Origin of the sequence: Sporosarcina sp. FSL K6-5500, from assembly GCF_038005665.1 — a bacterium.
GTDB classification, from domain to species: Bacteria; Bacillota; Bacilli; order Bacillales_A; family Planococcaceae; genus Sporosarcina; species Sporosarcina psychrophila.
The window spans coordinates 1-13,445 of sequence record NZ_JBBOTP010000006.1; the positions used below are offsets into that span (position 1 = coordinate 1).

The window sequence follows — 13,445 nt, forward strand, 5'->3', positions numbered from 1 at the left end:
TACCCCATTTCTTCGGGTACGGTAAAATCGGGCACGGTAAAATCGGGTACTATCATTAATAGCCCTATCATTAATAGTTCTACCAATATTACTGATGATGATGATAAGCGAACAAGTCCGCATGTACATAAAAATGGCATTCAAGATGTGAAAGAAGTAGTTATAGAAGATGTCGGAACGGTAATCAATGAATTACGGGCAATCACAAAAGATGATTTACCAACAGTCAGTTTTAATGCAGTTGTACGGAAAGTTACGGATATGTACGAACAGAATAAGATTGGACAAGGTAATTTTAGAAGCTACCTAATGTCAGCGTTATCAACACATATGCAAGATTTACAAGAAAGACGAAAACAGGATAAAGCCAAACAACCGAGAAAGTCATATACTCCCATTCGTGCAAAAACTGAATCTGTACCTGAATGGTTTAACATGCGTGAAAAAACTACAAGGCCCGAATCTGCACCAATTGGGGATATTAATTCTGAAAGAAACAAGCTACTGAAAGAAATGGGGCTTTTAAATTGATTGAACTACATCTTCAGCGAAAAAGAGAACTTGAGTATCAATTGAGGACTGAAAAAATAAAGTTTATTCGTGAAGTAGAACCATTAAAGCTTTTTGAATATTGTTTAGGCAGGTCGCCTAATGATAAGGAGATAGAAGTGATAGGGAGGTTAAACGTCTTTTCCAACACAATTATAAATTGTATGCTTTACTATACTTTTGAAGAAACCAACTTTTTTAGATATTTGGATGGACAAGTTAAATTTGATGACAATGACTTGAATATGTTTGTAAAGTTAGGCGATTATTTATATGGCTTTTCCCCTGAAGAGAAGTATGAAGTTAGTTTAGATTTACAGAACCCTCATATGGGCATGCTTCATGACTATATTATGGCTTTTATTAATGCTGAGATTGCAAAGCAAATTAAAAACAATATGCCTTACTAGGAATTGCCCATAACAAAAATCCCCCAATACAGCTGATAATTATAAGCCATAAGGGGGCCAGGGGGTATAGTTCAATAATTGAACGTTGTACTTCTTCTCTTCATTCTTTAACAGCTAATCAGAGTTCTTTACTTACTCATGGTATGGTCTTTTAAGAACATAGTAATTAAGTTTGATTATGTAAGTATGAGTAAGTAAGTGTGTATAGCAGCTACTTTATTGAACTATGCCATACATCCCGATTGTACTAGTGAATTCAATTTTGAAGATCCCTAATCATGTGACCTTGCCCTATGTGTCTTTCAAAGTTAAGAAAGGCTGTAGGTATGCAGTATTTCCTTATGACCAAATCACAAGGCATCTATCTGCTGTTCTTGACTATCCATCTTGTATTTCTTAAATCGTTCCTTGTCGGATACAGCCGTTTTTAATAGCTTTGCTTCAACTTCCTTAAGCTCCGTAACTTTGGCAGGAACACGACTATATAATATCGCCTTATCTAATGGCTTGTAGACTTCATAGATATTATTACCTCTACTCCCCCTGGCCCTTTGGATTAGTCCGACATCTTCCAGAGTTTTTAAGCTACGGTGGATGGTGGCTTTACTGGCTATATTCGTATGAAACATAAGTTGTGGGATTGTTGGGTAAGCATAGCCAAGATCCAGATTATAGAATTGTAAGAGTTTTACATAGACAACATATTCGGTATGAGAAATCAGTTCCAATTGAACATAATCAAATAATCCAGCCGGTGTTTGTTCATAGTTCCCCGTTCCCTGAATAACTATTTTGCTTGTGTTAGTGCTTGTCACAATAAATCATTCCTTTTCTGTGAGTTTTGTAGTTCAATTTTCGAATCTTACAAGGGGACACTTGCAGAACTACATATAAACAGGACATGGTATTTATTGGGTTAGTACCGGGTGTCTGTGGTCTCCTGTGACGCTATGTAAGGGCTTGCCCTAAGTTAAGTCTGCGAGTAAGTGTAGAACGACTTGTGATGCATTGTGGAGGTTGTGCTTATAACGTGTATGAATTTCGGGACAATGTGATTAGGAAGGATTTGAACGACTGGAAAGCGAATTGGATTAGGATGGATTGTTTTAAGACGAACGGACGGGGAACGAATGACGGTAAACGGTTAAAACGGTTGATACATAAACGGACGAACGAGGAACGAACAACGAAAGACGGTGAGAACGTTGGATTTGTTGCGAAAGAAGGATCTTCATAGCCCAGTTGGCGTACCAAAGAGTACGGTAGCCGATTGGGTAGAAGACTTTAGCGTGTATATCCCTAAGGTGAAGCAAGGCAGCGTGATTTATTATAAATCTGAGACAATAGATGTCTTGAAGTTTATTAAGTTATGCAGAGAACAGCATTACCAAAAGCCACAAATAATGCAGATGTTAGCAGACAAGGGCTTTCCAATTACAGTCGAGGAAGCCGTAGAGGATGTGCGGAGGGCGATGGAAGGCGATACGCCACGGGATACACTACTGACTGTAATGCAGACAATGGGACAGGCAATGACGGAATTGACCGGTCAAAACGAACGGCTTGACGGACATGACAAAGTGCTAAAAACATTGTCAGAACAACAAAACGGACAGAACGAACGAATGGAAAGTATCGAAAAACGGGCAGATGAAATAGAAATTTTAAAGCAAGATATGGAAGCGTTAAGACAGGAATTAGCAGCTACAAAAGAAGAATTGAATGAGAGAAATTCCGGGTCTTTCTTCGGAAGAATTTTCGGAAGAAAGTAACATAAAGGAAATATCGAAGGGTGGCCCCAACCGGTCATCCTTTTTTGGTCCAAAATCATCGAAAACGCATAAGGTCGGGGGCGGATCGTTAGCTGATAATGGCTGGCCCCTCTTTTTTTATACCGGCCAATCATCGAGACGAGATATTTTACGAATTGCAAGCAAAGATCAAGACGGCAGATATTGTTCAAAAGAATTCTTTTGAACTTACAACTGAAGAGTTTTCCGAGTTACAAAGATTGCGTGAATTCATCCAGAGGGTAGAGGATATAAAAATCTAATTAATAACTCATACTACTTTTTTGGTCTTATACTGTACAAATACAGTAGTGAGCTATTAAATAGACTAGCATCTCGGGGGTATTTGTATGGAATATGTACGTACTCAATGAGATATAAGGAGCTGTAGGGTGCATCGTGTGTCCTTTTGTTTGTTGGTTGAATGGAGCAGGAGAGAAGGCTGCATTCAACCTTCTCACAATCTCGACATTATGAATATTTGTTGGCCGAAGATAATGACAGCTATTGATATCGAAACAAATGGATTTAACTTTATTAGATAAGTTCCAATTGAAAATCACTTTTAGATTATCAGAGGGAGTATGAAAGAATTAGTTAATGACTAAATATGAAATCAAATTACCCCGAAAAGCAGCAGGACAAATTAATGCCCGCTGCTTTCAATTTAAAATTGTCATCCGAGCGAAAAGTGTCTCTTCGAGATTAAGGTTGATAACATTGATTCTGAAATCTGCCAGCTCTTTAGAATTGGAAAATTTCGCTCTGATTCTATCAACTTTTGACTCAAAATAAGACGCTCGACGTCTTCCAGCCACCAACACATTCATCTGGATACGAACAGCAGGACTAACGAGGTCGTCCATATAGTAATAGGCCATTTTTATTTTTTTCTCTAATTGTCTTTCAGTCATGCTTGAACTGACATCCAAAAAATCCAAATCAAGAACATATCCCTTCTTGTCCGAAGGTACAGAAAAACGAAAGTAAATATCTCGGGATTGCATCCCGTTAAGATTCAGTACTTCCTCCTTGAATATTTCAGAATTTACTTGTTTCTCAATTCTTATCCTTTTCGCTTCCTCTGGTTGTTTACCAGTTCCCGCAAATTCACTGACAATACTCAGCCTTTCAATCTCCTTTGTGGCAGATTCTGAAAGAACAGGAAGTTTACCTTTCTTCTCATTCCTTACATCCCTCTCGCTAGCTAACTTTAGAATTAAATAAGACTGTTTTTCGAAAGCAACATGCGACATTAGCAGTTTAATTATAGAAATATTGTGCTCCACTCCACGCTTCAAATTTGATGGATCTTCAACCAAAACCCCCAAAATCCTCTCGCTTAAATAAGCAGTTCGCAAAAACTTCGTTTTGCTCGTAATTCGAACAGAACCAACTTGGCCAGGCTCCTTTCCAAGAACCATATAGATTCCAAACTTTCTAAGCTTCAAAACATGACTATTTCCAAAACGCACAACCTCGAGGAGCTCACTCTGAATCAAATCCCGAATCGCTTCTTCAATTATTGGTTTGGAATACCCAAACAACTGGAAATGACGTATCAACTGGCTCCTAAACATTAATCCTTTCCCTATCCACCATACCCAAGTAATAATATCTTTGTGCTCCTCAAATGCACGTTGTTTTTGTTCTTCTTTTTGGTTTAGCAATCGAACAACACCTCCTTAAGTTTTTGATATTTCAAGTTCTAGACCAAGCAACGTTGCGAAGTTCTCTTTCGCTTGAATTTCGGCTTTCCCATAGTTTCGCGTTACGACCTCAAACAAAATAGTCCGACCGTCCCGAGCAACATAAGCTCCATCCGTAGCCGATACTTCCTTAGCCTGATAAGTGCCTCCAAGCTCCTCTAAACGAGCTTGAAACACCTCTCTAAGCTCTCCCTCCGTCCTCCAGGAGTGTTGCTCTTCCTGGTTTAAAGAAAAGTATTTGTCAGCTACAGCGAGATCGTGACGTCCTCCTACACTTTTGTAGAAGTGCGACAAATTCAATTGTGCATCAACAAGTCCTCGTCCCTTGTCTGTCAACTGAAAAACAGATTCCATTTCTCTCGTCTTTGGATTCAATAGTCTGCCATGCTCCAAGTAGCCATCTCGTTGAAAGTTAAGAACTCGTTTGTCAGCCATTGTTAATTCACTTTTTAAGTGCTTGCTAGAAAGCCTGCCACAATTACGAAACGCCCGCAGCATCTCTTCGTCTTTCGTTGTTAGTTTTTTGACGTATTGCTTCTTTTGACCTCTGGCCAACAAGATTACCTCCTTCTGTTTTAGTGTTTTGCATCTTCGCAAGAAGATGTTTTGCTACTCTCAAAGAGAGTGGCAAATGCCATTCGAATCGGCGATGAAATTCAGGTAGCAAAGCGAAAACTGAAATTTAGCCGGTTTGGATGGCAACAGAACAGGTTCGAATTGCAAAGCAATTGGAGCTTGTTCTGCCCTTCTTCGAAAGAAGAAGGGAGGTCTTTTCGGGGAGCAGATAACACATGGGAGGAGCAGGAACGAGTGAACAGGAGCAAGAAAAAAGCAGCTTGCTGCGTTCGACAAAGTCGATTTTTCATGCTCGAACCGTTTCCAGAATGGAAAGGGCTGTGAGGGAGTTCCTGCTCTTTGAATTGCCCCCTTGGAGCCGACAGCGACGGGGAAAAAGGAGAAAGGCACTGGGTGTAAGACCAGTGCCTTTGTGTTTTCTGCTGCACACTATGCAGCGGAGATATTTTGATTCGCCTTTTTTGAAAAAAAAGAGAATATAAAAAGGACGCAGACAAGTTTTCGTCTGCGTCCTTCGATGAGTTGATCAGCTACAAAAACAGCATGAACAGCGATGAGTTACTTTGGAAAAGCGACAGCATTTTTCCAAACCCAAAAGCGATAGCTTTTCAAATCCTTCCAAATTGTCTTCCCCTCGAAATTGAGGCAATCTGAAATCGTTACGTCATTCCTCGACCCAATATGATCGGCAACCTGTCTTGAAAAATCGGAAGATGCTTGTTGCTCGAAAATACATTGTCTGGTCAGCGACCAGGCAGCTTGAATCTGATTCGTTTCAGCTCGCCCTGTTTCAAGCAAATATTTCGGCCCACCATCACGAACCATCATAAGTGCCAGCAATCGAAAAGCTTGATGGTCATTGGCAGCTCTCTCAAGCAAAAAAGCTACATCCTTACCTCGAAATAGTCGATTCATCAAATCGTCTATATAAATCGCAAATAAATCCGCACAAAACTCAACATCTGATGGCCACTCAAACATCCTCATCGCCATCCTCGTCCTCCACCTAACCGCTGAAGCCTCAAAGGAAAATCTAGACAGACAAAACTATGGTAGTAACATCATCAATGCCCTGAAGGTTCGCTAAGACCTCCTACGGTGTCCCGTCTTTTTCAGATGGCTCTATTTCACAATCTGCCTTTTCCCTCTGTGCCAATTCTTTCAAGGTCTCTCCAAAATTATCAATAATGTAGGAGAACGCTTCTTCGTTCAATTTGACATCCTCTTCAAGCATTGAGATCACTCCCCCTCAATAATTTCAATACTTCGGTCAAAATTCTCTTGAATTATCTGTCCTTTAACGTCCATAAAAACAATGGCACCTTCAAAGAAATCAGCTTCCACACGAGCATAAGCCCCAGTTTGGCTCGCTAGTTTTTGCAAACTTTCGAGATCAAGTTCCATCTACAAAACCTCCCTCTTGTTGCATTCTCCTTATTCACTCGAATATACATGTAGGTTTACATAACGCCCGTTCGCAGCCTTCACTATCTGGTTCCTTCCATTCGTCTTAGCTTGATAAAGAGAGACATCTACTCGGCTATAAAGTTCATCTATTGATTCATCCGATTGAAATTCTGTGACACCTGCCGATATGGTTATATAATCGGTCTGACATATTGAAGAGGCGATATTTTGTCTTAATCTTTCTGCTACATGACTTGCTTGTTCAAGGTTTGATTTTGGTAGTAGGATAATAAATTTTTCTCCACCAAACCGTATACAAACGTCATTTTCACGAACAACTTCCTTCATTTTAGATGACACATATTGTAATACTTCATCACCCTTATGGTGACCATATGTATCATTTACAACTTTGAAATGGTCTATATCTAACATTAATTAAATAAGGTCAAAGGATTTTTACTCCTCGACCTCGTATGCATTGTAAATCAATCAGAGTTTAAAGTGGCGAACGACGCCATTCAGTTCTTCTGCTAACTTAGCAAGTTGTTCTGCACTACCAGCAACTTCTTCAATTGAACTATTTGACTCTTCGACGGTTGCTGCCGTTTCTTCTACCCCCGCTGCAGCTTCCTGAGAAATGGATGCAATTTCTTCCACTTGACCATTCATCTCTTGGCTGTTCGCTGAAATTTGTACTAAATTGTCCGAAATGGTTTGTATACTATCGACCATCCCCGTAACAGAAAGCATAATGTTCGTGATGGTTTCTCCTGTCAGATGAATCTGATCTTTTCCTTTTTCTACTTCTGTATATCCATTATTTAAACTCTCTTTTACTTGCCCGAACTCTTTTTGTATATTTTCCACGATTAAAGAAATGTCTTGAACGGAAATATTCACTTGTTCAGCCAGTTTCTTCACTTCATCTGCCACGACCGCAAAGCCTTTTCCATGTTCACCTGCTCTTGCAGCTTCAATTGATGCATTTAAGGCTAACAAATTGGTTTGACCAGCAATATCCTTAATGACAGAAACTAAACTTACAATTTCATTTGTTCGTTTTTCAAACCCTTGAATTCTATCAACAGATTCTTTTATTAAATGGTCCACTTTCCCCATTTGTTCATTCGAAGAATCCATTAATTGCTTACCTTCGTTTGTCATTTTCAATACTTCATGGGAAGAGTCTTGAATACGTTCCCCGTTTTCATTAGCTTCTACCACTCTGGATACAAATTCATCCATAATGGAGGATAAATCACTTGCACTATTCGCTTGCGATTCTGAACCCATAGCTAACTCCTGCATGGTTATTGCAATTTGTTCTGTACCTACTTTTACTTCATTCGCAGATTGAGTAAGTTCTTCACTATGACTCGATAAGGTTTCGGAACTTTGAGAAATGTGTGTCATAGCTTTTACTAAGTTAACTTGCATTTGGTTCATGGCCATTGCCAGCTGACCTGTTTCATCTTTTGAGTTGACTTGAAGTTCTCCTTGCGTTAAATCTCCATCTGCAAGGTGATTCATGTGATTTACAACCTTTTTAATTGGATTGGCAATGCTGTTCGCAAACAACCAAATGATTAATATACCCACCACTAAAGTAATACCGATAACAACAAAGATAATTTTAAGTATATCTGTAGCAGCCGAATTGAAGTCCATCATATATGTGCTAGAACTTATGACCCATCCCCAATATGGGTCAGTTTCAGTATAAACTACTTTTGTTTCAATTCGATTTTCATCCGTTGGATGTGGCCATTCATAATAAACAAATCCAGCACCATCATTTCCTGTTTTAATAATTTCTTGAACAAATTTACTACCACTAGAATCTTCTGATTCCCAAAGGTTTTGACCTTCTAATGTTGGATGTGCGATTTCCAATCCTTGGCTATCTAACACAAACATATAACCATTCTTACCTAAATCTATTTTGGGATTGATTGGTCGTGTTCCATCTGATTTCATGTTACCTAAGATAGTGATTTTCACTTTTTCTTGAGCTTCCTCTAGAGAAAGCTCTCCATTTTCTACACTCTCATTTAAGACACTGATCGTTTCGATTGTCTGTTGGGCACTATTCTTTAGAACTTGTTCACCCATATTATCTAAGCTGTTGGAACTCTTTTGATAACTGAAAACCCCTAAAATAATCAAAGGAATCGTTAGCAATAGAATAGAAATACTAATAAGTTTCACTTTAATGGATGCTCTATTTTTTGTTTTTTTCATCATAAACACCGTCCTTTTATTATGGGTAACCCCTTACGATTAATGTCTGATAACACTTCTTCCATTTGAAGTAATTCAAAGTTAAGCACTTCTTCTAAACTAAGGAGAACAATTAAATTTCCCCAGTATTTTTGCAATTCCTTTTATGTAGTTTCCCTTCATTAATTCCGCTATAGAGGGTATAGATCAATTAATCGATCTATACCAATTAAATCTGTTGAAAGATCCACTATTAAGCCACACACTCTTTCAGTAATTTGCGTGTTTTTTCTTCAATAGGTTTGGTCTTTCCGAGGCCAAAGAGCAAATTTAAATCAATAACTCGAATGCTATTAATTCTCATACTAATAATTTCATTTCTTTGAAAAAGTAAGGTGTTTGTGGGAGCTTCCTAATCTCAATATCTCTTTCAATTGAACACATTGAGGTTTATGCCTTAATTCTTTTCTGAATTGAAATAGTAATTTTAATTCAATTTACCCACTACAAATATAGAAACTATTTCACATTTACTAATTACCATTAAATGTCAATAGGTAAAAGTAATCATATCTCTCGATTTAAAGAATACTACAAATAGAATGTAAAGTATGTAATTTTTTAAAATTATAGATGTTGTTAAAGTAAATATCCAAATTCCAGTTTTTTGAACAGTAAATAGTGCATAGGTCTCTCTGCAAACCATTGAATGACCTTGCATAAGTCATGCACACGAGGTTTACATAACGCCAGTTCACGGAAGTAGTTAACTCCATTACGCAATAAGAAAAAGCTTCCATGAAAGGCAGCCAAATCTTCACTTAAAGAACTTCGTTAGTTCAAAAACTAAATGTCAGAACGTAGATTAATTCTTACGATTAATTCAATAATTGGTGTTGTAAATGTTTCTGGAATCATCGGTGAAGGTAAATTTTCTATGCGGTTTGTCAAACCAAAGGAAGCTTCCTCGACATCAATCCAATCTAATTCTTTGATACCTTGAATCTCACCGATAAAATGATAATCCGCTACATAGTAATAGGTTCCATCTTTATTTTCGTTAGCTCTCCAAACTTCTGCTTCTTTTCTCGGATCAATGCCAAACTGTTCAAAAAAACGTTGAATAGCTGGTGACGAGTGAACAATCGTCTTTGTGTAATAACTACAATCCTCACATCCACAATGAGCTTTATCAGAAATGAGCGGAAGTGGTTCATATAAGTCTTTAGTTTTCTGAACGTCCACTTTGACAATGTGTCCATTTATATTGAATTGTTCCATTTTCACTTTATCCCCCCTTGAACTACATTTTTTATACGGCGAAATGGATAGAAAAGGATTATCTCCATGAAATTCATCCGCAAACCATCAATTCAGTCACTAAACAATCTTGTATAGTCCATACACATCAGCTTTACATAACACCGATTCTCGGCAGTTGTTGTAGAGTTCCCAACCCTGTCAACTCGCGATTTCGTTCTTTCGAAGACCCAGGGCCTCCATACAAAATATATACAACGTTGATTTGACGGCGTTTACCAAATATATCCACAAGCCCTAAATGAATAAATATGCACAAATGGCCCCCAGAAAGAGAGCAGACAATATGTTTGCTCTCTTTCTTGTTTCGTTTTACATCGCCAAGTGCTCAAAGCAATCCAATACGTTCGCAAAACAAGGCGATAGATTTGAATTGCACTTAGGTTATCTAGCGTCCGTTTTAAGCGGCTTACCACACGGACCTTGGTTTGGGTTCAGGCAGACAACTAAACTGTACACAAAAGGCCGTCGCGGACAAATGACAAGGGCTGTAGATAATTCATCACCAAGTAGCTCGTCTTCATAAAAGAAAGGCGTCCTATTCTTCCTTCTGATGAGTGCCATCGACCGGGTTCGGGAATCTTGTTTAACCTGTTCGAAAACAGACTGCAAATCTCCTGGTATCGGCTCGTGTGTCGATAACGGAAAAAGACGTATTCCCTTATAGGTTATTGTAACAAGAAGTTGTTTTTGCTTAAAACCATTGGGAGAGTAAGGCTCAAGTCACTTCCGACCTTAGAATCTGACCTTGTTTGACCTTTTAAGAACATGAAAATAATTGACCACCCAGCATATATGCAAATCAACATTATTCGTTGAAGTTTTTTACAATACCAATCGTTCCTAATGAGTCAGCGTTCGTTTTGAGTAGCTTGCCGCATTGGACCCTAGCAAATTGAGTTCACGTGCAACCAAGATGCTGTCAAGGATGAATGATGAACTCTTAGCAGTTGTCAGTCTTTCCTAATTATTAAGTTGTTAATTAATTAAAATATTTAATGAAAAAGTAATACGGATAAATATTCACCTGAACTCTCCATTGTGCCCATTGCTGAAAACACATTATGGATAACAATATGGTTCCAGTTTTTACCTACCCTTGAAATGTAGACGTGAAGCTTGTTTTACAGTATTTTTTTGAGTTACAATGAATTCTTACAGTGATTTAGAAACAAAATACGGAACTATCCGAAAAACTGAACATCACTGAAAAATGATATGTAGTTTTTATATCTCGTAAAATAAAATTGTCTTAGAAAGTAGGTGAAAAAATGAATGAACGAGAAACTCTAATTCGTATTTGGTCAAATAAGAACTCTTTTGAAGAAGAATTAAGAGAGTTAGGAGGAACTATCGAGAAAATACAAGAAATCTCAATTGCGTTAGCTGCTATTTCTGAAGGAAAGCAAAAAATTCTTAAGCAGAGAGAAAAGCGTACTTATCATCATTACGTTCCCCTAAGGTTAGATGATGGTTTGGTTCCATTCTTGAGTTTGTTAAGTTCTAAATTATTATTAGAGGCCGAGTATCTTTCCAGTAGTCATGACGAAATACTTTCTATGAGAAATGCTGAAAGAAAAATAGTTGATGAATGCCTATTCAAAGAGATTCAAGATATTTAATATGAACTGGTGTCAATACTTAAAGGTTTAATCACTTTCCATGAAATCCCCTTTCGAATGTAACTTAATTATAGAAAAGTTACATTCAATCCCCCTGAAACACTAGTCAATGGCTGAAAGTGTGATAATCTAATATCAGCCAATAAATATGTTACATTCAAATCACTGATTCTATTGCATTAGGAAAGGGGAAGAAAAATGGCAAAGACAGTCGATAAGAAAAGTGAAATCAAAGACGTACAGCCTATTCGTTCCGTAGAAAAAATCAAAGATATGAAATGGTCACTTAAAAAATGGTGTGGTGAACGTGATTACATCATGTTTCTAATCGGAATTAACGCTGGATTGCGTGTTAGCGATCTATTGAATTTAAAGATTACGGACGTTAAGGGAAAAAATAAAGTCACGATAATAGAAGGTAAGACCAAAAAGTCCCGTGATATTTACCTCACAAACATCTATGATGAATTGAATGCGTACATAGGGACGCTAGAAAGTACTGAGTGGCTGTTCCCTTCACGTAAAGGACATAAAGCTATCAGTAGGGTACAAGCATACAGACAGCTTAATAAAGCTGCTGGTATGGTCGATATAACGGACGGTATCGGCACACATACCCTTCGGAAAACATTCGGCTACTGGCACTATAAGCAGTTCAAAGATGTGGCTGAATTGCAAATGATCCTAAATCATTCCCACCCCAAAATAACATTGGATTATATTGGAATTACTGATGAAGCAATAGAAAATAACATGAAGAGTTTTGTCTTATAAAATGGGGGTTGAAACGATGGAAAAGAAGATTGAAATAACCGTACCTGAGGATGTTATGAAGCGGTTGGAGGCAATAGCAGCCATTGATGGTAAGGACGTGGCTGAGGTCGCTGAGAAGGTCGTTTCCCTCTATGTAGGGCGTTATGAGAACCTTTTAAATGGATCAATTAAAGCAGTTAACAGCATAAATAGATCTTGAGGGCTGACCATTCGGTTAGTCTTCTTTTTTTTGCTGATTGTGCAAGCGGTGAATCCGCACACCTATGCATACCCGACACTCCTAAATAACGCTGAGGGCTAATGGGTTTACCATATCTGGTATATGAAACTTCCATGTTGCAATAAGAGTGTCATAGCGGTAAAATGAAGCCATTAGAACGAGAACGTAAAAAAGCCTTCCAGCGTGTCGTAGTGGTATCCCCATACCCTACAACCGTTTACCCTAACTAGACTAGGGAAACACTTTACCGAAAGACTCTTAGACAAACTATGCTGTTATGCAATTTATAACATTAGGTTATGCGATTCATTTTACAACATAACCAAAGTAGATTCAAGAGTTTTGAAGCATTTGTTTTCCTCGCAATGACAAGGGGGAAATAAATGCTTTTTTTGTTCCCGTATCGAAAGGGGAAAATAACAATGTCAATGAATTCAGTAGTTCAATTAAGAGGTACAGTATACGAAAATGGTTATGGTTTAATCGCTACAAAAGTAATGCGAGATAAGAAATTACCCAAACAAAGTAAATTGATTTACGCATATATATGTTCCTTTGCAGGTAGCGACAAGGAAGGGGAACGGTCTGCATTTCCTTCTGTATCTTTACAGTGTGATGAATTGGGAATGAATGAAGATACTTATTACAAATGGCGTAAACCATTGGTGGATGCTGGTTATCTGTCCATCGAGAAACGTAGGAATGGTGCAAGCAAGTTTGAACGGAATCTGTACTTTATTGAAGCCGTACCAATGCCGAAAAAGGTTGATGACACTGAACCAAAACAAGTCAAAACGGAAGATATAAAGCCATACCCCAAAAAGTGGGGTACGGGGGGGGGACCA

General features: G+C 38.2%; 17 protein-coding genes. 8 read left to right on the forward strand and 9 right to left on the reverse strand.

Going from position 1 to position 13,445, the window contains the following annotated elements:
* Both MKX62_RS24130 and MKX62_RS24135 read left to right on the forward strand, forming a co-directional pair.
* Positions 1 to 531, forward strand: a 531-nt coding sequence (locus MKX62_RS24130) for a hypothetical protein (protein WP_445683563.1), incomplete at its 5' end; no start/stop codon positions are given.
* Positions 528 to 959 (forward strand): hypothetical protein, encoded by a 432-nt coding sequence (locus MKX62_RS24135; protein WP_340742733.1) that lies wholly within the window; start codon positions 528 to 530, stop codon positions 957 to 959. The genes MKX62_RS24130 and MKX62_RS24135, both read left to right, overlap by 4 nt.
* A gap of 350 nt (positions 960 to 1,309) precedes the next feature.
* Here the strand turns inward: MKX62_RS24135 and MKX62_RS24140 are convergent, their stop codons facing one another.
* Entirely contained in the window at positions 1,310 to 1,774 is a 465-nt protein-coding gene (locus MKX62_RS24140; protein WP_340742734.1) for a transcriptional regulator, read from the reverse strand.
* Between the two features lie 215 nt (positions 1,775 to 1,989).
* Between MKX62_RS24140 and MKX62_RS24145 the strand changes: the two genes are divergently transcribed.
* Entirely contained in the window at positions 1,990 to 2,196 is a 207-nt protein-coding gene (locus tag MKX62_RS24145; protein WP_340742735.1) for a hypothetical protein, read from the forward strand.
* Entirely contained in the window at positions 2,165 to 2,731 is a 567-nt protein-coding gene (locus tag MKX62_RS24150; protein WP_340742736.1) for a MerR family transcriptional regulator, read from the forward strand. Before MKX62_RS24145 ends, MKX62_RS24150 begins: the two co-directional genes overlap by 32 nt.
* A gap of 680 nt (positions 2,732 to 3,411) precedes the next feature.
* Here the strand turns inward: MKX62_RS24150 and MKX62_RS24155 are convergent.
* The 8 genes from MKX62_RS24155 to MKX62_RS24190 all read right to left on the reverse strand — a co-directional run bounded on the left by MKX62_RS24155 (position 3,412) and on the right by MKX62_RS24190 (position 9,945).
* Positions 3,412 to 4,419 carry a hypothetical protein gene (locus MKX62_RS24155; RefSeq protein WP_340742737.1) on the reverse strand — a complete coding sequence of 336 codons (1,008 nt, stop codon included), beginning with the start codon at positions 4,417 to 4,419 and terminating at the stop codon, positions 3,412 to 3,414.
* 15 nt (positions 4,420 to 4,434) lie between these two features.
* Positions 4,435 to 5,013: a hypothetical protein gene (locus tag MKX62_RS24160; RefSeq protein ID WP_340742738.1), complete on the reverse strand. Its 579-nt coding sequence runs from the start codon at positions 5,011 to 5,013 to the stop codon at positions 4,435 to 4,437.
* A gap of 579 nt (positions 5,014 to 5,592) precedes the next feature.
* Positions 5,593 to 6,027 (reverse strand): hypothetical protein, encoded by a 435-nt coding sequence (locus tag MKX62_RS24165; protein WP_340742739.1) that lies wholly within the window; start codon positions 6,025 to 6,027, stop codon positions 5,593 to 5,595.
* A gap of 100 nt (positions 6,028 to 6,127) precedes the next feature.
* Positions 6,128 to 6,268 (reverse strand): hypothetical protein, encoded by a 141-nt coding sequence (locus MKX62_RS24170; RefSeq protein ID WP_340742740.1) that lies wholly within the window; start codon positions 6,266 to 6,268, stop codon positions 6,128 to 6,130.
* A gap of 5 nt (positions 6,269 to 6,273) precedes the next feature.
* The gene (locus tag MKX62_RS24175) at positions 6,274 to 6,438 is read right to left on the reverse strand and encodes a hypothetical protein (protein WP_340742741.1); all 165 of its coding nucleotides are present in this window, start codon (positions 6,436 to 6,438) and stop codon (positions 6,274 to 6,276) included.
* Positions 6,439 to 6,468: 30 nt separating this feature from the next.
* Complete coding sequence (locus tag MKX62_RS24180) at positions 6,469 to 6,876, reverse strand: GGDEF domain-containing protein (RefSeq protein WP_340742742.1); 408 nt, start codon at positions 6,874 to 6,876, stop codon at positions 6,469 to 6,471.
* 57 nt (positions 6,877 to 6,933) lie between these two features.
* Complete coding sequence (locus MKX62_RS24185; RefSeq protein WP_340742743.1) at positions 6,934 to 8,685, reverse strand: methyl-accepting chemotaxis protein; 1,752 nt, start codon at positions 8,683 to 8,685, stop codon at positions 6,934 to 6,936.
* Between the two features lie 825 nt (positions 8,686 to 9,510).
* Positions 9,511 to 9,945: a hypothetical protein gene (locus MKX62_RS24190; protein WP_340742748.1), complete on the reverse strand. Its 435-nt coding sequence runs from the start codon at positions 9,943 to 9,945 to the stop codon at positions 9,511 to 9,513.
* Positions 9,946 to 11,255: 1,310 nt separating this feature from the next.
* Here MKX62_RS24190 and MKX62_RS24195 point away from each other — a divergent pair.
* The 4 genes from MKX62_RS24195 to MKX62_RS24210 all read left to right on the forward strand — a co-directional run.
* On the forward strand, positions 11,256 to 11,606 hold the full coding sequence (locus tag MKX62_RS24195) for a hypothetical protein (RefSeq protein WP_340742744.1): 351 nt from the start codon (positions 11,256 to 11,258) through the stop codon (positions 11,604 to 11,606).
* Positions 11,607 to 11,804: 198 nt separating this feature from the next.
* Positions 11,805 to 12,380, forward strand: coding sequence for a tyrosine-type recombinase/integrase (locus MKX62_RS24200; RefSeq protein ID WP_340742745.1), 576 nt, complete (start codon positions 11,805 to 11,807; stop codon positions 12,378 to 12,380).
* A gap of 16 nt (positions 12,381 to 12,396) precedes the next feature.
* On the forward strand, positions 12,397 to 12,579 hold the full coding sequence (locus MKX62_RS24205) for a hypothetical protein (RefSeq protein ID WP_340742746.1): 183 nt from the start codon (positions 12,397 to 12,399) through the stop codon (positions 12,577 to 12,579).
* A 443-nt stretch (positions 12,580 to 13,022) separates the two neighbouring features.
* A partial coding sequence (locus MKX62_RS24210) for a helix-turn-helix domain-containing protein (RefSeq protein WP_340742747.1) occupies positions 13,023 to 13,445 on the forward strand: 423 nt, incomplete at its 3' end.